Here is a 20943-nt window from a genome sequence, read left to right as displayed (position 1 = left end):
TTGTTCCGTACAGCGGTTTTGCACTTGAGTTGGTAACCTCTGCCCACGATTATCGCGGGCGATCAGACCGTTGTGCATTTACACTTCGGGTCACACCATCTCAAAAGGTAAGGGAATGAGCGACAGCACGATGTACCTAAGACGCGAAAAGCGCTTTCTGGTTTTGCTCGGGGTGATCTGCCTCACGTTGATCGGTGGCGCGCTGTACATGCAAGTGGTATTGGACGAGGCGCCATGCCCGCTGTGCATTCTTCAGCGTTATGCCTTGCTGTTCATCGCCATTTTCGCCTTCATTGGCGCCGCGATGCCGGGCAAACGCAGCACCACGGTGTTCGAGGGGTTGACTGTACTTAGCGCGATTGGCGGCATCGTCGCGGCCGGCCGTCATGTCTACATCCTGGCGAATCCGAACGAGAGCTGCGGTCTGGATGTATTACAGCCTATCGTTGATGGCCTGCCGCTGGCGTCCTGGTTCCCGCTGGGCTTCCAGGTTGATGGCTTCTGCACCACGCCGTATCCACCGATTCTCGGTTTATCGCTGGCGCAGTGGGCTTTGGCTGCCTTCGTTCTGACCGTGATATTGGTTCCGTTGGGGATCATGCGTAATCGTCGCACCGTCCGCTGAATTCAGCGGGAGGCCGCAAAAGCCCTGTTTTCCGACGGAAAGTAGGGCTTTTTTTCAGCCCCCGATAATGTCCTCGCCGGCTGATAATTGTTGGATGCGAGAAGAACTGTTGCAGAATAAGTCATAGTCAACAAATGGTTACATATCTACAATCGCTAACACTTATCAGTCAGTACCGCTTTGCAATTGACAAGAAACGAGGTCGAAAGCGTCTCTACGCACTCTATGTAGATCACGCCGATACGGCTTCAGGGACTGACACCCTTTCAAAAAATCCGCACCAAATGGAATTGGTCTGCTAACCAGGCCGTTGCCACACCAGTTCAATAAGAAACCACCGACAATTCTGGATTTGCCGCCCAGCTCTCGAGCTTTTCTGGCAGGCCCTTATTCAATCAAAAAAACATGCCAACACCTGGCAGGGTGAAGTGTTGGCGGTCGAAACCCAACTGCATTGCGTGCGCAGCTTTAGAGGTCGTGAGATGAGTAGAAAAAGGTACCCCAGATTGTTTGGCTCGTTGGCCCTTTTGAGCATGCTTGCGCTGGGTGGTTGCAACATGGCCCTGCTCGATCCAAAAGGGCAGATAGGCATTGACGAGAAAAACCTGATCATCACCGCGACGCTGCTGATGCTGCTGGTGGTTGTTCCGGTGATCATCATGACGTTCGCCTTCGCCTGGAAATACCGCGCTTCGAACACCCAGGCGACCTACGCGCCGAACTGGGCTCACTCCGGCAAGATTGAAGCCGTGGTGTGGGGCGTTCCAACCTTGATCGTGATCGCGCTGGGCATCCTGATCTGGACATCGAGCCACGAACTCGACCCCTACAAACCGTTGGATTCCAACGTCAAACCGGTGGTCATCGAAGTCGTCGCGATGGACTGGAAGTGGTTGTTCATCTACCCGGAACTGGGTATCGCCACGGTCAACGAGATCAAGTTCCCGGCCAATGTCCCGGTTAACTTCAGGATCACCTCCGACTCCACCATGAATTCGTTCTTCATCCCGGGCCTTGGCGGTCAGATCTACGCCATGGCCGGCATGGAAACCAAGCTGCACCTGATCTCCAACGAAGAGCATGTGTACGACGGTATGGCGGCCAACTTGAGCGGCGAAGGCTTCTCGGACCAGAAATTCAAGGCCTATGCCACGTCGCAAGCGGACTTCGATGCTTGGGTCGCTGCAGCCAAAAAAACACCACACCCGCTTGAAATCGCTGAATTCAATCAGTTGGCCAAGCCTAGCGTGAAAAACCCTGTTGAGTACTTCGCCAGCGTCCAGCCCAACCTGTTCCAGACCATCATTGATAAATATGAGGGGATGAACAAGGCCAAGGGGATGCACCACAAGGCGGACGATGCACCAGAAATGACGGGCATGGACATGAAAATGCATTCGGCTGCCGGCGCAGAGGAGTAAGAGATGTTCGGTAAATTAACGCTGGAAGCCATTCCCTTCCATGTACCGATCGTAATGGTGACGCTGGTTATCATCATGCTGGTGGGTGCGGGACTGGTTGCTGCAATCTCCTATCATCGCAAGTGGTCCTACCTGTGGACTGAATGGCTGACCTCGGTCGACCACAAAAAAATCGGTGTGATGTACATCATCGTTGCGCTGGTCATGCTCCTGCGCGGCTTTGCCGATGCGATCATGATGCGCTCGCAGCTGGCCCTTGCCAGCGCCGGTTCCGAAGGCTACTTGCCACCGGAACATTACGACCAGATCTTCACCGCTCATGGCGTGATCATGATCTTCTTCATGGCGATGCCTTTTGTGGTCGGCCTGATGAACATCGTCGTACCGCTGCAGATCGGTGCTCGCGACGTTGCCTTCCCGTTCCTCAACTCGTTGAGCTTCTGGTTGTTCGTGGTCGGCGCGGTGCTGGTCAACCTGTCTCTGGGGCTCGGCGAGTTCGCCCGTACCGGTTGGGTTGCTTATCCACCGCTCTCTGGCCTGGCGTATAGCCCGGGTGTCGGGGTCGATTACTACATCTGGGCATTGCAGTTGTCAGGCTTGGGTACGTTGCTGACGGGGGTGAACTTCGTTGTCACCATCCTGAAAATGCGCACCCCTGGCATGACGTTGATGAAAATGCCGGTGTTTACCTGGAACTGCCTGTGCACCGCGATCTTGATCGTGGCGTCGTTCCCGATCCTCACCGCGACCTTGATTCTGCTGACGCTGGACCGTTACCTGGGCATGCACTTCTTCACCAACGAGCTTGGTGGCAACCCGATGATGTACGTCAACCTCATCTGGGCCTGGGGCCATCCCGAGGTGTACATCCTGATCCTGCCGGCCTTCGGCATATTCTCGGAAGTGACCTCGACGTTCGCCAAGAAGCGCCTGTTCGGTTACACCTCGCTGGTCTACGCGACCATCGCCATTACCGTGTTGTCCTTCGTCGTCTGGCTGCACCACTTCTTCACCATGGGCTCGGGGGCCAACGTCAACGCCTTCTTTGGCATCATGACGATCATTATCTCCGTGCCCACGGGGGTGAAGATTTTCACCTGGCTGTTCACGATGTTCCGCGGGCGAATTCAATTCACCACGCCGATCCTCTGGACCCTGGGCTTTATCGTGACCTTCAGCATCGGCGGCATGACCGGCGTACTGCTGGCGGTTCCGGGTGCTGACTTCGTGCTGCACAACAGCCTGTTCCTGATCGCGCACTTCCATAACGTGATCATCGGCGGTGCGGTGTTTGGTTACCTGGCGGGCTTCGCCTACTGGTTCCCGAAAGCGTTCGGCTTCACGTTGAACGAGCGTCTGGGCAAGTATGCGTTCTGGTGCTGGATCGTCGGTTTCTACCTGGCGTTCATGCCGCTTTACGTACTCGGCTTCATGGGCATGACCCGTCGTCTGAACCACTACGACAACCCAGCATGGACACCGTGGCTGATCGCTGCGTTCTGTGGTGCGCTGGTCATCATGGTCGGCATCATCTTCCAGATCGCGCAATTGGTGGTCAGCATCCGTGATCGCGAGAAAAACCGTGACCTCACAGGTGACCCGTGGGATGCCCGCACGCTGGAATGGTCGACCTCTTCGCCGCCGCCGTTCTACAACTTCGCCGAGCAACCGCACGTCAATGGCCTGGACGCCCACTGGGAGACCAAGGAACGCGGGGTACAGAGCAAAAGAGCAGTCGATTACAAGAAAATCCACATGCCGCGTAACACCGGTGTTGGCGTGTATATCAGCTTTGGCAGTCTGGTCTTTGGCTTCGCGTTGATCTGGCATATCTGGTGGCTGGCCGCCGTCGGTCTGGTCGGCATGGTAGCCACCTTCATCGTGCGCAGTAACGACGATGACATCGACTACTACGTTCCCGCCGAAGAAGTGGCGCGAATCGAAAATGCACGCCTTCAAACTTTGGCTAAGCAGGCTTAAACCATGTCGAACTTAGTATTAGAAACTCAGATTGCCCATGCTGAGGAGCATGGGCACGAGGATGCCGGGTCCATGACCGTGTTCGGTTTCTGGATCTACCTGATGACTGACTGCATCCTGTTCGCGACGATCTTCGCCGCGTACTCGGTGCTCAGTAACAACGTCGCAGGTGGCCCGTCCGGCAAAGACATCTTCGAGCTGCCTTACGTGCTGGTAGAAACCTTCTGCCTGCTGTTCAGCAGTATCACCTACGGCTTCGCCATGCTGGCGATGCACAAGGGCAACAAGAACGGGGTTATCGCCTGGTTGGCGGTGACGTTCTTGCTGGGCCTCGCGTTCATCGGCATGGAAATCAATGAATTCCATCACCTGATCGCCGAGGGCTTCGGCCCTGATCGCAGCGCCTTCCTGTCGGGCTTCTTCACGCTGGTCGGTACTCACGGCCTGCACGTGACATCCGGTCTGATCTGGATGGCGGTGCTGATGTTCCAGATCAAGAAGAAAGGTCTGACCGCTACCAACAACACGCGTCTGAGCTGCCTGAGTCTGTTCTGGCACTTCCTGGACGTGGTCTGGATCTGCGTGTTCACCGTTGTCTACCTGATGGGAGCCCTGTAAATGGCTAACGCACATATCAGCCACGGCGGTGCCGACCATGGCAGCCTGAAGTCCTACGCCGTCGGGTTTTTCCTCTCCGTGATTCTGACGGTGATCCCTTTCGGTCTTTTGATGCACCCGGTGTTCCCGAAGACGATGACCCTGGCCATTGTCGTGGCCTTCGCCGTGGTACAGATATTCGTGCACCTGGTGTTCTTCCTGCACATGAACAGGTCGTCCGAACAGCGCTGGAACATCATTGCCTTCGCCTTTACCGCCCTGATCATTGCGATCGTGGTCGGCCTGTCGTTGTGGATTATGTACAACGTCCACACGAACATGATGGCGCACTGAGGATCTCCCCATGTCGCTGAAGCACTTTATCCAAATCACCAAGCCGGGGATCATTTTCGGTAATGTGCTTTCGGTGGCAGGTGGCTTTTTCCTGGCGTCCAAAGGGCATGTCGACTTTGGCCTGTTCCTGGCTGCTGTCATCGGCACTTCGTTGGTGGTGGCCTCCGGGTGCGTGTTCAATAACTGCATCGACCGCGACATCGACGTCAAGATGGAGCGCACCAAGAATCGGGTGCTGGTGCAGGGCCTGGTTTCATTGAGACTGGCCCTGATCTTCGCCAGCGTGCTTGGCATCGCCGGGGTGGGTTTGCTGTACACCAAGGCCAACCTGCTCGCGGCGCTGTTCGCGGTGATCGGTTTTGTGATTTACGTCGGCTTCTATAGCTTGTACCTGAAACGCAAATCAGTGCACGGCACACTGGTCGGCAGCTTGTCAGGGGCGATGCCGCCCGTGATCGGTTACGTCGCGGTGAGCAACAGCTTCGACCTGGCGGCACTGACCTTGCTGGTGATGTTCAGTTTGTGGCAGATGCCGCACTCCTACGCCATCGCGATCTTTCGCTTCAACGATTACCTCGCTGCGTCGATTCCGGTCTTGCCGGTGAAGCGTGGCATCGTCGTCGCCAAGCGTCATATCCTGATCTACACCCTGGCGTTCCTGCTGGCTACCCTGATGTTGACCGTGGGTGGTTACGCCGGTCTTAGTTATCTGGCCGTTGCGGCCGTCATGGGTATGTACTGGCTGTACATGGCCTGGAGCGGTTACAAGGCAGTGGATGACCGGGTCTGGGCGCGTAAACTGTTCGTCTTCTCGATCTTCACCATCACCGCGCTGAGCGTGATGATGTCGCTGGACTTTCAGGCGCCCAGTGAGTTGTTGCTGACTTACGCACCTTGAACTAAGCCAGCTGCTGCAACAAAAACGCCCCGTTCTTCGGATGAAGAACGGGGCTTTTTTTTTGTGGGGTCAGTAATAGCCGGTATCTCTTGCAACGTTCTGGAAGGCAAGGCTGTCATTGAAATCATGACAAAAGGGGGTATGTTGCAGCATGATGTATGCCCCTCAACCCAGTAAACGCGTTGCACGCAGCCCCGACAACCGCTGAGCCTCATGAGTGGCTGTCATCGGATCCGGAGACGACTGCAAAGCCGGCGTTTTAGGGTGGATTCAGTTGAACGATTTAGTAGAAACATCGAACTTATGACTGAAGAACTTATTTCTAACAATAATCAGGCAGCGGTCACAGGGCCTTTGGTCTCGATTGTTGCGCCCTGCTACAACGCAGAAAAATACCTGAAGGAGGCGCTCGAAAGTATCTTCGCCCAGGATTATGAAAATAGAGAAGTCATTATCGTCGACGACGGGTCGACGGATAATAGCTATGCGATGTTGCAGGCGCTGCAAAGCACTTATAAGTTCCAGCTCTATACGCAGCCCAACCAAGGCGTCAGCGCGGCCCTCAATCATGGGTTGAGGTACGCGAAAGGGGAGTATGTTTCTACGCCTGACCTGGATGACATCATGCTTCCGGATTCGGTGCGTATAAGAGCCGAATACCTGGATAAACACCCGGAAGTCGGCTGTGTCGGCGCGCTGGTCACGTACATGGACAGCGAAGGGAACAACGGCAAGACGCAAAAACTCGACGGGATCCAGTGCCTGGGTTTTGACGAAATACTGAGCAACGCCATCGTGGTCGGCGCGCCGGTCTCTCTGTATCGGATGGAGGCACTTAAAGCGGTGGGCTTCTACGAGCCGAACATCAAAGTGCAAGACTTTCAGATGACGCTGAGAATCGCCAACCAGGGTTATCAGATCCATGTGCTCCCGGTGTGCGTCACCCGCTATCGGCGCCATCCAAACAATCTGTCCCGCCGATACAAGGTATTGCTCGACGCTGACATGAGAGCGATCAGCCCCTATCAAACGCACCCCGGTTACGAAAAAGGCAAGACCGTCATCCTCAACAAAGCGTTGAAGTATGCGGTGGTGACAGACAAAAAAGACGCGTGGCGTTTGCTGCGTGCCATCCCCTTCAGGCAGTTCAACAAGACCACCTTTCGCCGACTCAAACGGCTGCTGCTCCATCGTTGAGATGGCCGCTGGGTGACGGAGTCTGGTTGAAATGTCTTCAGTCACAACCGGGCGACCGATGAGAGCCATTGCATGAAGCTTTTGGAATTTCTAAAAAAGCGAAAAACAAGAAAGCAGCTCCGCCGAATGGACAAGCTCGACCGGTGTGCGGAGCGAATCAGGCTGCGGTACCCGAGCTACTCCATCGGCGTTGGAACGTACGGGATTCCGGAGGTTATCGAGTTTGACGACGTTACGACGCTGAAAGTGGGCGCCTACACGTCTATTGCCGACGGGGTGAAAATCCTCCTGGGGGGAGGGCATCGCACAGACTGGATCACCACCTATCCGTTCCCGGCGATGATCGACGAAGTAAAGGATATTGTGGACTTCGCCCCGAGCAAGGGCGATGTCGTGATCGGCAGCGACTGCTGGATCTGCACGAATGCAGTCATTCTTTCCGGCGTCACTGTCGGTCATGGTGCAGTCGTTGCCGCAGGCGCCGTCGTGACCAAGGATGTGGCTCCTTTTTCGGTGGTCGGCGGCAATCCCTGCAAATTCATCAAATGGCGGTTCGAAGAAGATACGCGTGAGATCCTGCTAGGGTCTGCCTGGTGGGACTGGCCGGTCGCAGAGGTCAAAGCCGTTGCCAGAACGTTGTGCAGTTCTGACATGGACGCGTTCATCGCCTATATAAAGGCCCGTAAAGCGCCCTTGGCCGAACAAATTCTGCTCTCATAGGCTCCTGAGTGAAGGACTTGATAGAGGTTGCGTGGGATATGAGGTTGGCAGACATCACTCAGTACGGCGGTATCACGGTCATGCTTCCGGCGGCCGTGGTCATCGGGGGCTGGCTTTGGTTTTCCAGGTCCAGGCAGTCGGCATTGTTATGGGGCGCCGTGCTGCTGTTCGTGTACGCGATTGTCGGGGCGAGCAAAATCCTCTTCAAAGGATGGGGCATTGGCCTTGAAAGCCTGAACATTGCGGTCATCAGTGGTCATGCCATGAATACCAGCCTGGTGCTGCCCGTGGCAATGAGCCTGCTCGCGCGACAAATCGATCCTCGCTTTCGCTGGCCGGGAGCCGGCGTAGGGTTACTGATCGCGTGGTGGTTCAGTATCAACTGCGTGGCACCCTATATCCATCCGCTGCAGGAGGCGATTGCCGGGGCTCTCCTGGGCTCTGTCGCTGCCTGCGGGTTTTTGTATTGCCTGGAAAATACAGAGATCAAAAAAATCCCTCATGCGGCGCTGGTGATTGGCCTTGTCTTCATCGCCCTTAACACGACCACCAAAAAATACACCGCCGAGCAGGTGCTGAATCGTATAGCCGTCTCGATTTCCGGCGCGGAGACAGCGTTCAAACGGCCTGAGTGGCGAGCGCCAGTCGATACAACAAAGCTTTAAGCGCTTTGTCGATGTGAGTCGCCAGCGCCGGTTAAAAGCAGGTCGCTAGCGATACACTTCGCGGCGAAAGATCATTGGCGATGAGCCTCGATAGATGCCGAATCTGGCCAGCCCCGTTGCAGCTTCACGCCCCTTGCCATTCCAGTCGTAGAAAAGCCAGGACGGTGTTGCCGGCAGTCCTCCGAGTACCGATCCGTTGATCCCGGGAGGCTGCAAGCGCAACAGCCCCAAGCCCGCGCTGGGTGCGATCAACGTGACCTTGTCATTGCCATAGTTCTGTTGGCTGAGTTGCCCGGTGTAACTACTCAGTGCAGGCGTTTGTAAAACGGCTGCCGTGGTGCAGGTGTCCAGGCCTTCGACCCGAAAGCTGCCACCCGCAAGGTTCTGCCACGTCTCGATGCGCAAGGGCAGATCCAGTGCCTGTAGCTCAGAGCCATGGGCATTGTCCAGACGCAAGCGCCCCAGACGAACCTCACTGCCAGGGCTGTCGCTAAAGTCATAGCTGTACGCTGAACAACTGTTGCCATCGCCAAAACAGGCACCATCGGTATCGGTCAATGTTGCAGCGCTGAAACCTTGACGTATCGCCGCGATAAACGGGTAATCATCGGCCAGCGGCAAGAGTGCCGGGGTGTACTGCAACGTTTCACCGCTCCAGCGGTAGCGCTCGGTACCGTCACCATCGTCGGCACCGCTTTGTGCCAGGTTTGCTGTGCCACTGCGGGTCAACCGCCCGCTGATATCCAGGCTGGTCTTGCCGGTGATCGAGGTGTAGGCATTCGGCACTGGCGTTGCCAACCGCCAGAACGCGCCACGGTCATAGTTATGGGTGATGCTTGCGCTGCGATTAAAACCAGTGACAGTCAGCGTAGGCTCCTGGCCGATGGCAAAGGCTATTGGCTGGCCTTGGTAACTGAAGGAAGAACCGCAGCTCGGCGTCAGGCTGGCATTTGCTTGCACCCCTAAGTAAGCAGGAATGAAGCGGCCGACCAAATCACTCTCACCGCCACTGACGGTTTCGCCGAAGTAGCCATTGGCCGTTGGCGTGGCATTCAGGCGGAATACACCGACCTCGGAAATCGAGGTGCTGATGGTGGTCTGGTTGCCCACTACATGGCTGTATCGGGGCGGCGAGAGCGTGCCGCTGTCTCCGGGGAAGGGCGCCACCAGTTCGCTGCTCAGGGTGATATCGCTCATCTGAAAGTTGGGCGTGATGATATGGCTGCTGCACACATTACCTGCCGTCAGCGGTTCTCCGTCTGCCTGCCAGCCCACCGCCTGAATGCGCAAGGGAAAACTGTCGCCTGCTTTTGTGAAGACCTGACAGTTGTCGCTCACGCCTGCGACGGTGCAGGTCGACGCGGTCTGCAGGCACAGGCCATAGGGTTTGGACACGAACAAATCACTGCCGCTCATACTCAATCCCACATCGCCATTGGCGGTGGTGCCGTCGTAGCTGGCAGCGAGCATCATCTGTCCGGCATCGTCATAGCGTACCGTGAGCAGCGCGCTGCCCATGCTGTCAAACGCCAAGTTGAGGCTGCTCGGGCTGCTGGTCACCGGGCTGTTATTGACCATCACTGGTTGGGTGCCGGTGTCGGGATTGATGTAGGCCGAGGTAAAACTCAGGCTGCGAGTGACGTTGGCAAACCCGGGGACACAGGCTTGCGAGGTGTCGCTTTTTTTCACGGCGCGCAGGGCGATGTTGCTCTGCGGTCTGGCTGCAATCAGGGTCGGTACATCGAAGATGAAACCGCTCTCGGCGTAGGCAATCGTACAGTCGCTGGTTGAGCAAACCGTCGATGAAGTGCTCCCCGGGACTGACGAGGCAACGGCAAGGCTCACGCTTCCCACGCTACTGCTGCGCAACTGCGCTTGAGCACTGCCGCCACTGAAGGTAATGGTGTTGCCGTTGATCACTGCGGGCGGGGTCGCTGTCCAGCCACTGGAAGGGCTCAGCACGACACTGACCGGATCGGCATAGAGACTGCAGCTGGCATTGCTGCAGGCGGTGATTGTGATTGGCTGCGGATTGCAGGTGAGTGCCGCGCCCGCATAGCTGAACGCGAAGTGGTCAATTTGAGCCGTCGGCGCTACGGCTTTGCAAGAGTTATGCGGCGGGCTGGATGAACAGTCGCCGGTGATGGTTTTGGCACCGCCCGTCACAATAACGCCACCGATGCAGCTGTCGGTGGCAGTGATGGCGCCGCCGGCCGTGGCATTGCCACCGACACTGGTCCCGGTGAGCGTCATCGCCCCAAAGGCCTGGGCATTGCCGCCGACGGTAGCGCGAGTGAGCGTGGTCGCGGCACCGGACACGGCATCGCCGCCGATGCACGTGTCGGTGGCGGTGATGGCGGCGAATGCATTGACATCACCCGAGACACTGCCGCGTACGAGGGTAATAGCAGCACCGCTGCTGGTCAGGTTGCCCGTTACCGGGGTGTCAGTCGCCGTAATGACACCTGCGGCCAGGACATTACCGCCGACGCTGCCGGTGGTGAGGGTAATCGCCCCTGAGTTGCTGGTCAGATTGCCGGTTATCGGCGCACCCGTCGAGGTGATGGCACCTTCGGCGTGAACCGCAGCACCGACGCTACCGCCGACGACAGTGATCGCTCCAGTGCTGGTGCCGAGGTTAGCCTTCACGGTTGTATTGGTGGAGGTGATGGCCCCGTAAGCCTGGACATCGCCCCCCACGCTGGAGTCGGTCAGCGTCAGTGCACCTGCCCGGCTGGTCAGGGTTCCGGTCACGGCGGTGCCCAGCTTGAGGGTGACCGCCCCTTGAACCAGCAGGTTACCGCCGACCTTACCCCCCGCGAGCGTGACTGCCCCGGCGCTGCTGGTGAGATTGCCGTTTACCGAGGTGCCGGTGGCGGTAATTGCTCCGCCGCCAAGGACGTCACCTGCGACGCTGCCACCGACCAGTGTCACGGCACCGCTTGTTGTCTGGACGGAGCCGGCTACCACCGCATTGGATAGGCTGATCGCGCCATCGGTGGAGCTTATCGAGGCGCTGAACGTACTGTGGGTGCCCGTGACGGTGATAGCGCCCGGGCCAGAGACCAGCGCCACGGTGTTGCTGCTGGTGCCGACCGAGTTGGTGTCGAGTGAGAAGCCTTGATTCGCGACAACGGTAATGTTGCCGATGGTCAGGAAACCCACCGCCAGTTTGTCCCCCGCCCCCAGTATCATCTGTCCACTGCAGGTGAAGGTATTACCGCTGCGGCTCCACGTGCCCGAACATGGGGCATCTATACCCAGCAAAGTACCCAGCAAACTGAACGTATAGGTCGTTGCAGCCTGCGCCACGTTTGTTAGCAACAGCCCCGCCAGAAGCGCAATCCCAAGACCGCCCCGTGCCCATGTTTGTCTGCTCATGGAGCCCCTTTCTCTATCGTCGAGGTGAGCTGTCGGTAGGCGTAGTCGGAGCGACTGCCTGGGGTGCCATTCTGTGCGGTGGAGGTGAACCGGAAGATGCTTACGGCAGCGCCGTCGTTGTCCACATAGTTGTTGCGGATGCACGCCACATTGAGGCTGAACTCGCCCAGGTTATTACCGGCCAGGCTCGGCGTTCCCTGAGCACAGTTGCCGCTGCTGATCGCTTGGGTTATGCCCCACTCGACCCCGGCCCGCGCCGCCTGATAGGCACGCGCCTGCTGTATGGACAGGCTGATGGTGCCGTGTTGCGCGACGGACAGGCGTGCCATGGCGATCACCACCAGGGCGACCACGATGAGCAGGAACATCGCTGCAACCAGGCCAAAACCCTGGGCGCGATGGGGCCAGCGGGGATCAGGGCGCATTGTCGATGTGGACCTGTTGCAAGAGTTGGAAGCTTTCGCCGTCGAGGGTGGTATGCAGTGCCAGGGACAGCAAACCGGCGCGCGCAGTGCTGCCGGCCTGGTAGGTAAAGCGTGTTTGCCCACAATCGACATTCAGTGCCAGCGGCTCAGGGTTGGAACCGGACGGCGGGGCGGCGGGCAGTGTAGAAAGCAGTTGGCTATAGGTGTAGCGAAGCAGTTGGCCATTCTGGCAGCGAAAGCCCACGACCGTCTGGGCCAGATACACACGCTGCTGCGGCGACGCATAGGCAAAGCGAAAACCGGTGGCGGGCAGGTTGCCCACCGCGATAATGCTTTCTCCAGCCGGTGCGCCTGGAAGCAGACTGAACGTGCTGCCTGTCGGGGTCATTACTCCTGGATTGGCCGGTGCCCAAAGGTTACTCCCGACCACCGGGTTGCCACCGGATTCGGCCCCGATGTTGTACACCACCATCCAGCGGGCCCCGGTCGGGTCGAATGCCCCGTCCAGCACCTGCACGGTATCGCAACGACCGTCGATGGCAGTACTTGCGCACGTGCCGGCAGCCTCCGGGGAAAAACGCAGTCCTTGGCTGTCATTGCGATTCGCACGGTAGCGCGCAGCGCCCTGGATCAGCAGTAACTCCACGGCTTGGCCATCGGCTGACACCCTCAGCGAGTTGGGCACGGCCAGGCGTACATCGCGGGTCAAGCGGTTCATCGCGCCAGCCGCTTGATCCACCAGCTCGCCGCGTCGACTCTGGGCCAGGAAACCGTCCAGAGGACGCGACAGCACGGTGCTGATCATCACCACAATAATGCCGGCCAGGGCGATGACGAGCACCAGCTCGACCAGGGTGAAGCCGCGCGCTTGCTGCGGGATGCCAACCGCCAATGCCGGGGTTTTCATCAGTAGCGAGTCCGGTAGCCGGCCAGCACCAGCGGCTCGTTTGCGGGGTCGGTGACGGTGACTTCAACATAAAGCGCATCAGCTGCCGCCAGGCCCGCCCACGCGTGCGGGGTGACCGTGACGTTTACGCGATAAGCGGCGAGGGCGGCGATAGAGGTTCCGTCCGCTTCGCGAGCTCCGTTGTCGTTTAGCCCTGCGTAATCACAGACCGTCTGATATTGACTGCGGTTACCGGGCACCGCCGGGCAGACGACACCGTTCGCATCGACGTAGTCCTTCAGAAGGATTTCCTCAAGATAGGCTTCGGCGATGCCCAGGCTCTGTTGGCGCAGCAGTGGGTCGGCCGACCGTGTGGTGATGGCGGCCATGGCGCTGAACAGGGCTGCCGCCGCGATGCCGATAATCACGATGGTCATGACCAGTTCGATCAGGGTCATGCCCGTTTGGCGCTTCATTGCAGCAGGCCTGTTTCGGGCGTCACGCTGAGCGTGAAGCCGCCGTTGAGCGTACCGACAGTGGCACTCGCCGCGCTGGACGGACGGCCCAGCGAATCGAATACCACGGGAAAATTGACCGCTGTCAGCGTCACATGAGTGGGCGCTGGCGCGGCAAAGGGTGTTTCGCCATCCGGGCCCCTGACCTCGGCGCTATAAGCGCCGCTGGTGCAGTTGGCCGCCTGGCGCAGGTGGTAGCCGTTATTGTCGAGGCTGACTTGAGTCAGGCAGCCGCTGGCCAGGGCAAGCTTCTGCCCATAGCGCACGGCCGCCTGGCTTTCTTCGAAAAACAGGCGCTCATCGAACACCTGTCGATCAAAGAACCGCGGCCCCACAACGGCCGAGATAATCCCGATGATAACGATCACCAGAATCAGCTCGATCAGCGTGAAGCCGCGGTTGTCAGGCATTAGCAGCCGCCAACTTTCACTTCAAAAGTCGGTGCTGTTATGACCGCTGGAGTCCCTGTTGACGTTGCTTCTGTGTAGACCACGCTGCAAGTAGCAGGCGTCGGTGCGCCACTCGAGCCCACTGTTCCGGCCGTTGTCGTGACGAAATCCTTGGAGGAGATTTGCGCAGCATCCAGCATGCCCGCCAAGTCTGGGTAGCCTTCCGCCATGGTGATAGTCGTACCTTCAAGGACTACGGGCGCACCCGAGACAAGAAATTGCGAATGGGCAATGGCGGAGGCTGAACGCATTGATCCGGCCGCACCATTGATGGCTGCGACCCTGGCATCGACACTGAAGTTGGCAAAGCGAGGGAGCGCGAACGCCGCCAGAATGCCAAGGATAACGATCACCATGATCAACTCGATCAGGGTGAAACCACTTTGTTGTCTTTTCATTTTTAGTGCCTGCTTGGATAAAGAGCGTCAGTTGATGGTGCTGGATACGTCGCCGGTATTGGCGTCGTATGAAATGGTGTCGTTTGCGCTATTCGGCTGATAGGTGAAGGTGCAGACGTTGCCTGCGGCGGTGGTCACATAATCGACAGAGCCTGCGCTCGTTCCCACCGTGGGTGCCGACCCTTGCAGGACGTTGCGAAAGACCTCATTGCACGCCGTTGCGGTCATTGCGCTGGCAGCGGTGCCCGTCGCATTGATACCCACCGGCCAGCCATTGGTGTTCACGTCGACGTTGTTAGTGCCAAAGCCCTGCACGTCGATCTGGCAGTTGACCGGAGTGCCACAGCCATTGGTGCCACCGTTGCGGTTCACTTCGTACTGGGAGCGCACGAGCAACACAGCAGAAGCCAGCGCGCCGCCGGCGCCCTTGACCGCAGCGTGCTGAGCATCCTGGGTGACGTTGATGAAACGTGGCAGCGCGACGGCGGCGAGGATGCCGAGTATCGCGATCACCACCACCAGTTCGATCAGGGTGAAGCCTTTGCTTTTTTTCATCATGAGCCCTTCACCGATTTAACCAATCCGCTGCGGAAAGCTCCGCAACGGGTACCGCTTCCAGCTCCAGAACAAAAGTGGCGCCTGACCCCGCTAACAGTCGGTAGGCATGGAGTTCACCCGGCGACGTTGTCCATCCCTCAACAAACCGTACCCGGTACACAATCCAGGCCCGGGCTGGCAACCAGTACCAATAACCCGGTTTTGGCTCTGCGCCAGCCAGCAGTGCGCCGCCGTAGTTGTCCTGCTGCCAGCGCAGCAGGACAAAAGGATTGGCGTTCCGCCATTCAGGTTCCAGCACCTTGCCGTTGGCCAACCGCTGCGCCGCCAGACCGCTCAGGCTGGAGGCCAGGTATTCACGGGTGGCTTCCATCGCCCGACGTTCACTGACCTGAGCGATTTTCCAGCCCATTGCCAGGAGCACCGGGAGCAACATCAGTCCAGTGATGCCCCAGCCCAGCCGACGCATCCGGCGAACGCTACGGCCCATTCCATCGTTCCGATTCACGCGTGGCCCTTGGCGGCCGCAGACAGATCCCACATCGGCAGAAACACGCCAAGGGCAAGTACCAGCACCATGGCGCCCATGCCCACGATCAGGATCGGCTCGATGGCGTCGGCCAATTGCTTGAGGTCGTAATCCACTTCCTGCTCATAGAAGTCCGCGACCTCGACAAACAGCTCGTCCAGCGCGCCCGCTTCTTCACCCACCGCCATCATTTGCAGGACCAGCGGGGTGAACAGGCCGCTGGCGGTCGCGGTACGGGTCAGAGCTTCGCCGCGCTCCACGCCCTCACGCATACTGAGGATGGCCCGGCCGATATAACGATTACCGACGCTGACGCTATTGATCGTCAGGGTCTGCAGGAGCGGCACGCCCGCGCGGTACATCATCGCGAAGGTGCGAGTGAAACGGCCCAGGGCGATACGCTCGAAGAGGCCGCCGACAATTGGCAGACGCAGTTTGGTCCGGTCCCATCGCAGGGCTCCCGCCTCGGTATTTGTCCACGCGATGAACCCATAAATAGCGCCTGCCACCATCAGCCCCATCAGCCACCAGTAATCCTGAAAGAACTGAGAGGTCGCGATCAACACCCGGGTGGGCAAAGGCAGTTGAGCGTGAAACTGCGCGAACACCTTGGCGAAGGCTGGAATCACCAGCAGGTTAATTACGGTCAGCCCTATCCCCATCGCGATCAGTACAAACATCGGATAACGGGTGGCCTGCTTGATGCGCTTGCGCGTCTCGCGCTCCAGCTCCAAATACACCGAGAGTTGGCGAAAGGCCAGATCGAGCTGGCCGGTGTTCTCGCCGACGCTGATCATGCTGATGAACAGGGTGCCGAACACCTTGGGGTGCGCGTTGAGCGACACCGCCATGCTCATGCCACCTTCGAGGTCACTGCGCACCTCCAGCAGGACCTCGCGAAAGTATGGGTTACGGTGTGATTCGGCCAGGCCACCAATCGCGCGGATGATCGGTACGCCGGCCTTACTCAGGCTGTGCATCTGCCGACAGAAGATGATCAGTTCCAGCAGGTCGACTTTTTTTCTGCGCATGCGTTCGGCGAGCAACGCCAGCAGGCCATCGCCCTGTTCAGCCTGCGCTTCGATGGTCAGTGGAATGATGTTCTGTGCCAGGAGTTCATTGGCCAACGTGTCTGCAGAGCCGCTATTGCGGCTGCCGCTGACCTTGCCGCCCTGAGCATCGCGGCCGGTAAACCGGAACAGGCTCATGGCGCCACACTCCGTTCGACGGGCGAGGGCATCAAGGACACCAGGCTGTGCAAGCGTGTGCGCATCAGATCAGCACCTCGTCGGTCCGGGAGACGCACACTTTGAGCACTTCCTCGACGCTGGTCAGTCCGGCCAGCGCATAGTCCAGCGCGCAGGCGGCGAGAGGCCGATAGTGAGGGCTGCTCAGGGCTGCGTCGGCGAAGCCCTGGGGGTCGTTGCGACGCAGCATGGCGATCATGGTCTCGTTCATTTCCAGCAGTTCGAAGACCCCCATCCGCCCGGAGTAACCCGTGTTGTGGCAGTGGTTGCAGCCGGACCCACGCTGGAAGTTGCGCCCGCTCAGTGAGGCGCCATACAGGGCCTCCAGCCACACCATCTGGCGCACCTCGGGCAGGTGGGTCTCCCGACAGTTTTCGCACACGCGACGGATCAGCCGCTGGGCCAGTACGGCGCTCAACGCGGTGGCGACCAGAAAGGGCTCGACGCCCATGTCAACCAAACGCATGGCTGACGTCGGGGCATCGTTGGTGTGCAACGTCGAGAGCACCAAGTGGCCGGTCATCGCGGCACGCAGCCCGATCTCGGCGGTTTCCTGGTCGCGCATCTCGCCAATCAAGAGGATATCCGGGTCCTGACGCAGGGCGGCGCGCAGCACGCGGGTGAAGCTGAGGTCGATCTTTGCGTTGACTTGGACCTGGTTGATCCGTGGCAGTCGGTACTCCACCGGGTCTTCCACGGTGATGATTTTCTTCTGCGGGCTGTTCAATTCGCTGAGCCCGGCATACAGCGTGGTGGTTTTGCCCGAGCCGGTAGGACCGGTGACCAGAATCAGGCCGAAGGGGCGTTGCAGCAGTTGGCGAAACCGCACCAGCATCTGCGCCGGCATGCCGCCAGCGTCGAGGCTGGTAATGCCGTGAGTCTGGTCAAGCAGACGCATCACCACCGACTCGCCGAACTGCACGGGCATGGTCGACACGCGTACATCGAGGGTGTGGTTTTTGACCCGGATATTGAAGCGCCCGTCCTGGGGCAGGCGCTTCTCGGAGATATCCAGACCGGACATGATCTTCAAGCGCATGACCAGGGCCGAGGCCACCCGTGCCTCTTTCATGACATGCTCGTTGAGCACCCCGTCGATACGCTGACGAATGCGCAAGATGCCATCGCCGGGCTCGATATGGATGTCCGACGCCTGCATCTGCACCGCGTCTTCAAACAGCGTTTGCAGGAGGCGCACCACCGGCGCTTCGCTGTTGTTGTCGGCGCCCAGGACAGACAGGTCGAAGTCACTGTCCTTGAGTTCACCTTCCAGCTCGCCGGCAATCGAGTTGATCTCGCTGGTGCGCCGATACAGCATGTCGAGGGCGGTCAGCAGCTCAGACTCGCGGACCACGGCAGGCTGTACGGTGGTCTTCAGCAGGCGGTCCAGTTCGTCGAGGGCGAACAGGTCGAGCGGGTCGCTCATGCCCACCAGCAGGCCATCGCCCTCACGCGAAAGAACGATGACGCGGAAGCGTCGTGCCACGGCTTCCGGCAGGGCCTGGACCAGGTTTTTGTCGAACTTGAAATGCTTGAGTTCGATGAAGGAGATGTTCAACTGCTCGGACAGTGCCGTCAGCAGGCGCACTTCATCGATGAAACCGAGGTCGACTACGGTACGACCCAGCTTGAAACCGGTGCGTTTTTGTTCCAGCAAGGCGCGCTGCAATTGAGCATCGCTGATCAGGCCGGCCTCGATCAACAGGTCACCCAGGCGCACCTTGCGCTGACGTATATCTTCTTTATTCATCATGGTTCACCGAGCTCCCAGTGCTGTCGCGCGTTCACTGGCGAAGCGTCGTGCGCTGTCATCCAGCGCTTGCCCTTGCTGGGCCAGACGATAATGGCGAGCCGCCGCAGCCGATTGGTCCAGGCGCTCCAGAGCGATTGCCAGGCCTAACTGCCAAGTCGCCTGGTCAGGCCGTAGTGTGATCATCTGCTGATACAACGAAGCGCTCTTTTGCCACTGCGCGGTCTGCTGGTAGCTGGCCGCGAGCAACGCGTGATACGTGAGTTCCTGCGCCAATGGCGGAGGGTTCTGCTCCAGCGTTGCGACCGCGCCGCGTGCATTGCCGGATTGCAGTTGCGACCGTGCCAATAGCAGGCGCAACTCGCTGTCGTTCGGCCACTGTTTCAGTTGGACCGGTAACCACGTCAGCAGCAATGATGATTGGCCGTTGGCCAGGTAAGCGCGGGCCAGACCGTGCACGACATCCAGATCATTCCCACGTGACAGTTGCAGGGACTGAAGCTCACGGACAGCCCGTGGATAGTCACCGCTCCGCAGGGTTTGCAACGCTTGAGCCAGAGCATCGGGCTGGTAAGGCACGATCTTCATCTGTGGCGGACCGCTGGCGGAGAGCGGCTTTACTACCGGGATGACGGCAGGTCGGGGTCTCGCCTCCGCAGACGGCACCCGCGCATTGGCCCATGCCGGCAGCGGTGATTCTGCGGTCTCTGAGTCGACCGTTGTCGCGTCAGTGGCCGGTCTGTTTTCCATATCGCTCACCCTGTCCGAGGCGTCGTTCTGCGATGCCTTTGCCGACATAGGCACTTCGACCCACAACAGCCAATGATCGCCGGCGGGCTCAAGTCGATCGCGCACTTGCAGGTTGTCACCCAGACCGACCAGCAACACCTGCACGCCCTGACCCTGGGCCTGCACTCGCCAAGACAGGCTGCGTCCGTCGCGCTGCACCCGGCCTTGGGGCATGTCGGCTGCAAGCTGTGTGCTCAATTGCGCCCCAGGGAGGCTGAGGGTTACGGAACCGCTTTGATCAATGCGTTGATACGCCACTGACTGGTCCAGCAGCAGTTGCAGGACCAGGCTGCGGCCATCGTTTTGAGGGAGCACTTCCAGAATGTGGGTCGAAGCGACGGGTGCAGGACCTGGAGTCACAACGGGCGCTATAGGCACTGCGACAGGTGCCGCAGGCGCGACAGGCATTGCCGTTACGCTGTGCGGAAGTGCGGGCGACTCAAGCAGGCGGTCTATCAGCACGCCCAATGGCAGTCCGATCAGGATGATCAGCGCCAGTCCAGTCAAGGCCGTGCGGACGCGTTGAAAGCGCTTGCGACGGGCAGCCCCGGCCTCATCCACAGCCCACAGGCCGTCCAGCCTGAGTCGTTCGGTTGGCGCGGCGCGGCGCTTCTCAAGGTTGCGCAACATGTCGTTGACCAGGCTCATACCAGCATCTCCCCGTACTGAATCAGCCCCAAGCCGACAGCAGCGGCCAGCAACAGCGAGAGCATTACAATCCTCCGGCGCGATGAGTACGGGGCCGGCTGGACGCTGTCGGTATCGCGCATGGCGCGCTGCACATGCCTTGGCGCGACCTGTTTTCGCCCCTCGCCATAGGCCGCCATCAGCGCCTTGTTCGCCAGTATATTAAGCAGTCGCGGGATGCCACCGCTGTCGTGCACCAAGTGGCGCACTGCGGCCCTGGAAAATAAAGGCTCGCCCCGGTAGCCCGCCACGGCCAGGCGCTCAGTCAAATACCGGGTCGTGTCTTTCAGGTCGAGAAGGCGCAGGCGATATGAAAACGTGATGCGTTGGCGCAGTTGGCGCAGGTCGTTGCGCGCCAGGGTGACATCCAGTTCCGGCTGGCCGAACAGCACCACCTGCAGGAGTTTGGCCTGCTCGGTTTCCAGATTGGTCAGCAGTCGGAGCGCTTCCAGGGTCCCGATTGGTAGCCCTTGGGCTTCGTCGATTAATAGCACCGTGCTTTTACCAGCCGCCGCCAGCTCGATCAAACGCCGTTGCAAAACCTCCAGCACACCTTGGGTATCAAGCTCTTCAATGCCGCTGATGTGCAGCTCGCGGGCCACCGCTTGGCGCAGGCCGCTCGGGCTCATGCCTGGATTGGGCAGGTAGGCCAACTGATAGCGTTCGCTGTCCAGTTGCTTGAGGAGGGCACGGCAGATCAGCGTCTTGCCGGTGCCTACCTCGCCAGTGACTTTGATAAAGCCTTCACCCTCGCCAAGCGCCACGTGCAGCATATTAAGGCAGGCCTGATAAGGCGCCAGCTGGACCAGAAACTCGGTATTGGGGGTCAGGGCGAACGGTTTCTCGCGCAGACCAAAGTAGGCTTCGTACATGGC

The 20943-nt window shown here is 59.2% G+C and carries 21 protein-coding genes; 9 read left to right on the top strand and 12 right to left on the bottom strand.

Annotated elements, in window-relative coordinates:
• Positions 1 to 115: 115 nt before the first annotated feature.
• The 9 genes from AC1MEA_RS02065 to AC1MEA_RS02025 all read left to right on the top strand — a co-directional run bounded on the left by AC1MEA_RS02065 (position 116) and on the right by AC1MEA_RS02025 (position 8457).
• Complete coding sequence (locus AC1MEA_RS02065) at positions 116 to 625, top strand: disulfide bond formation protein B (RefSeq protein ID WP_219060988.1); 510 nt, start codon at positions 116 to 118, stop codon at positions 623 to 625.
• A 482-nt stretch (positions 626 to 1107) separates the two neighbouring features.
• Complete coding sequence (cyoA, locus tag AC1MEA_RS02060; RefSeq protein ID WP_449633017.1) at positions 1108 to 2046, top strand: ubiquinol oxidase subunit II; 939 nt, start codon at positions 1108 to 1110, stop codon at positions 2044 to 2046.
• Positions 2047 to 2049: 3 nt separating this feature from the next.
• Complete coding sequence (cyoB, locus tag AC1MEA_RS02055) at positions 2050 to 4026, top strand: cytochrome o ubiquinol oxidase subunit I (RefSeq protein ID WP_480916505.1); 1977 nt, start codon at positions 2050 to 2052, stop codon at positions 4024 to 4026.
• A 3-nt stretch (positions 4027 to 4029) separates the two neighbouring features.
• Positions 4030 to 4644, top strand: coding sequence for a cytochrome o ubiquinol oxidase subunit III (locus tag AC1MEA_RS02050; RefSeq protein WP_219060991.1), 615 nt, complete (start codon positions 4030 to 4032; stop codon positions 4642 to 4644).
• The gene (cyoD, locus tag AC1MEA_RS02045; RefSeq protein ID WP_219060992.1) at positions 4645 to 4977 is read left to right on the top strand and encodes a cytochrome o ubiquinol oxidase subunit IV; all 333 of its coding nucleotides are present in this window, start codon (positions 4645 to 4647) and stop codon (positions 4975 to 4977) included.
• A 10-nt stretch (positions 4978 to 4987) separates the two neighbouring features.
• Positions 4988 to 5875: a heme o synthase gene (gene cyoE / locus AC1MEA_RS02040; RefSeq protein ID WP_449633016.1), complete on the top strand. Its 888-nt coding sequence runs from the start codon at positions 4988 to 4990 to the stop codon at positions 5873 to 5875.
• Positions 5876 to 6178: 303 nt separating this feature from the next.
• Positions 6179 to 7072, top strand: a complete 894-nt coding sequence (locus AC1MEA_RS02035) for a glycosyltransferase family 2 protein (protein ID WP_480916503.1) — start codon at positions 6179 to 6181, stop codon at positions 7070 to 7072.
• Positions 7073 to 7144: 72 nt separating this feature from the next.
• A complete protein-coding gene (locus AC1MEA_RS02030; RefSeq protein WP_480916502.1) occupies positions 7145 to 7792 on the top strand; it encodes a CatB-related O-acetyltransferase in 648 nt (215 codons plus the stop codon).
• Between the two features lie 38 nt (positions 7793 to 7830).
• Positions 7831 to 8457, top strand: coding sequence for a hypothetical protein (locus AC1MEA_RS02025; protein ID WP_480916501.1), 627 nt, complete (start codon positions 7831 to 7833; stop codon positions 8455 to 8457).
• A 45-nt stretch (positions 8458 to 8502) separates the two neighbouring features.
• On the opposite strand, the gene AC1MEA_RS02020 is transcribed toward AC1MEA_RS02025, so the two are convergent.
• From AC1MEA_RS02020 to AC1MEA_RS01965, 12 genes are all read right to left on the bottom strand, one after another.
• Positions 8503 to 11838: a DUF6701 domain-containing protein gene (locus AC1MEA_RS02020; RefSeq protein WP_480916499.1), complete on the bottom strand. Its 3336-nt coding sequence runs from the start codon at positions 11836 to 11838 to the stop codon at positions 8503 to 8505.
• Complete coding sequence (locus AC1MEA_RS02015) at positions 11835 to 12263, bottom strand: hypothetical protein (protein WP_219060997.1); 429 nt, start codon at positions 12261 to 12263, stop codon at positions 11835 to 11837. The genes AC1MEA_RS02020 and AC1MEA_RS02015 overlap by 4 nt, the downstream gene beginning before the upstream one ends.
• Positions 12253 to 13170: a prepilin-type N-terminal cleavage/methylation domain-containing protein gene (locus tag AC1MEA_RS02010; protein ID WP_480916497.1), complete on the bottom strand. Its 918-nt coding sequence runs from the start codon at positions 13168 to 13170 to the stop codon at positions 12253 to 12255. Before AC1MEA_RS02010 ends, AC1MEA_RS02015 begins: the two co-directional genes overlap by 11 nt.
• Positions 13170 to 13625, bottom strand: coding sequence for a prepilin-type N-terminal cleavage/methylation domain-containing protein (locus AC1MEA_RS02005; protein WP_480916495.1), 456 nt, complete (start codon positions 13623 to 13625; stop codon positions 13170 to 13172). The genes AC1MEA_RS02010 and AC1MEA_RS02005 overlap by 1 nt, the downstream gene beginning before the upstream one ends.
• Complete coding sequence (locus AC1MEA_RS02000; protein WP_219061000.1) at positions 13622 to 14074, bottom strand: prepilin-type N-terminal cleavage/methylation domain-containing protein; 453 nt, start codon at positions 14072 to 14074, stop codon at positions 13622 to 13624. Before AC1MEA_RS02000 ends, AC1MEA_RS02005 begins: the two co-directional genes overlap by 4 nt.
• Positions 14074 to 14511, bottom strand: coding sequence for a pilin (locus AC1MEA_RS01995; RefSeq protein ID WP_480916493.1), 438 nt, complete (start codon positions 14509 to 14511; stop codon positions 14074 to 14076). The genes AC1MEA_RS02000 and AC1MEA_RS01995 overlap by 1 nt, the downstream gene beginning before the upstream one ends.
• Before the next feature lie 27 nt (positions 14512 to 14538).
• Positions 14539 to 15066: a type II secretion system protein gene (locus tag AC1MEA_RS01990; RefSeq protein ID WP_480916492.1), complete on the bottom strand. Its 528-nt coding sequence runs from the start codon at positions 15064 to 15066 to the stop codon at positions 14539 to 14541.
• Between the two features lie 10 nt (positions 15067 to 15076).
• Positions 15077 to 15556: a hypothetical protein gene (locus AC1MEA_RS01985; protein WP_480916490.1), complete on the bottom strand. Its 480-nt coding sequence runs from the start codon at positions 15554 to 15556 to the stop codon at positions 15077 to 15079.
• A gap of 14 nt (positions 15557 to 15570) precedes the next feature.
• Positions 15571 to 16803: a type II secretion system F family protein gene (locus tag AC1MEA_RS01980; protein WP_480916488.1), complete on the bottom strand. Its 1233-nt coding sequence runs from the start codon at positions 16801 to 16803 to the stop codon at positions 15571 to 15573.
• Positions 16804 to 16867: 64 nt separating this feature from the next.
• Positions 16868 to 18592, bottom strand: coding sequence for a GspE/PulE family protein (locus tag AC1MEA_RS01975; RefSeq protein WP_480918089.1), 1725 nt, complete (start codon positions 18590 to 18592; stop codon positions 16868 to 16870).
• A 6-nt stretch (positions 18593 to 18598) separates the two neighbouring features.
• Positions 18599 to 20029, bottom strand: a complete 1431-nt coding sequence (locus AC1MEA_RS01970) for a tetratricopeptide repeat protein (RefSeq protein WP_480916487.1) — start codon at positions 20027 to 20029, stop codon at positions 18599 to 18601.
• Positions 20026 to 20940, bottom strand: coding sequence for an ExeA family protein (locus tag AC1MEA_RS01965; RefSeq protein ID WP_480916486.1), 915 nt, complete (start codon positions 20938 to 20940; stop codon positions 20026 to 20028). Before AC1MEA_RS01965 ends, AC1MEA_RS01970 begins: the two co-directional genes overlap by 4 nt.
• Positions 20941 to 20943: the final 3 nt, after the last annotated feature.

It is taken from the genome of Pseudomonas sp. ASL8, from assembly GCF_056680355.1.
This window is presented reverse-complemented; position numbering and strand designations above follow the sequence as displayed.

Coding starts and splice junctions, on each gene's coding strand:
- AC1MEA_RS02065 (WP_219060988.1), top strand. CDS start 116: ATGAGCGACAGCACGATGTACCTAAGACGCGAAAAGCGCTTTCTGGTT.
- cyoA (WP_449633017.1), top strand. CDS start 1,108: ATGAGTAGAAAAAGGTACCCCAGATTGTTTGGCTCGTTGGCCCTTTTG.
- cyoB (WP_480916505.1), top strand. CDS start 2,050: ATGTTCGGTAAATTAACGCTGGAAGCCATTCCCTTCCATGTACCGATC.
- AC1MEA_RS02050 (WP_219060991.1), top strand. CDS start 4,030: ATGTCGAACTTAGTATTAGAAACTCAGATTGCCCATGCTGAGGAGCAT.
- cyoD (WP_219060992.1), top strand. CDS start 4,645: ATGGCTAACGCACATATCAGCCACGGCGGTGCCGACCATGGCAGCCTG.
- cyoE (WP_449633016.1), top strand. CDS start 4,988: ATGTCGCTGAAGCACTTTATCCAAATCACCAAGCCGGGGATCATTTTC.
- AC1MEA_RS02035 (WP_480916503.1), top strand. CDS start 6,179: ATGACTGAAGAACTTATTTCTAACAATAATCAGGCAGCGGTCACAGGG.
- AC1MEA_RS02030 (WP_480916502.1), top strand. CDS start 7,145: ATGAAGCTTTTGGAATTTCTAAAAAAGCGAAAAACAAGAAAGCAGCTC.
- AC1MEA_RS02025 (WP_480916501.1), top strand. CDS start 7,831: ATGAGGTTGGCAGACATCACTCAGTACGGCGGTATCACGGTCATGCTT.
- AC1MEA_RS02020 (WP_480916499.1), bottom strand. CDS start 11,838: ATGAGCAGACAAACATGGGCACGGGGCGGTCTTGGGATTGCGCTTCTG.
- AC1MEA_RS02015 (WP_219060997.1), bottom strand. CDS start 12,263: ATGCGCCCTGATCCCCGCTGGCCCCATCGCGCCCAGGGTTTTGGCCTG.
- AC1MEA_RS02010 (WP_480916497.1), bottom strand. CDS start 13,170: ATGAAAACCCCGGCATTGGCGGTTGGCATCCCGCAGCAAGCGCGCGGC.
- AC1MEA_RS02005 (WP_480916495.1), bottom strand. CDS start 13,625: ATGAAGCGCCAAACGGGCATGACCCTGATCGAACTGGTCATGACCATC.
- AC1MEA_RS02000 (WP_219061000.1), bottom strand. CDS start 14,074: ATGCCTGACAACCGCGGCTTCACGCTGATCGAGCTGATTCTGGTGATC.
- AC1MEA_RS01995 (WP_480916493.1), bottom strand. CDS start 14,511: ATGAAAAGACAACAAAGTGGTTTCACCCTGATCGAGTTGATCATGGTG.
- AC1MEA_RS01990 (WP_480916492.1), bottom strand. CDS start 15,066: ATGAAAAAAAGCAAAGGCTTCACCCTGATCGAACTGGTGGTGGTGATC.
- AC1MEA_RS01985 (WP_480916490.1), bottom strand. CDS start 15,556: ATGGGCCGTAGCGTTCGCCGGATGCGTCGGCTGGGCTGGGGCATCACT.
- AC1MEA_RS01980 (WP_480916488.1), bottom strand. CDS start 16,803: ATGAGCCTGTTCCGGTTTACCGGCCGCGATGCTCAGGGCGGCAAGGTC.
- AC1MEA_RS01975 (WP_480918089.1), bottom strand. CDS start 18,592: ATGAATAAAGAAGATATACGTCAGCGCAAGGTGCGCCTGGGTGACCTG.
- AC1MEA_RS01970 (WP_480916487.1), bottom strand. CDS start 20,029: ATGAGCCTGGTCAACGACATGTTGCGCAACCTTGAGAAGCGCCGCGCC.
- AC1MEA_RS01965 (WP_480916486.1), bottom strand. CDS start 20,940: ATGTACGAAGCCTACTTTGGTCTGCGCGAGAAACCGTTCGCCCTGACC.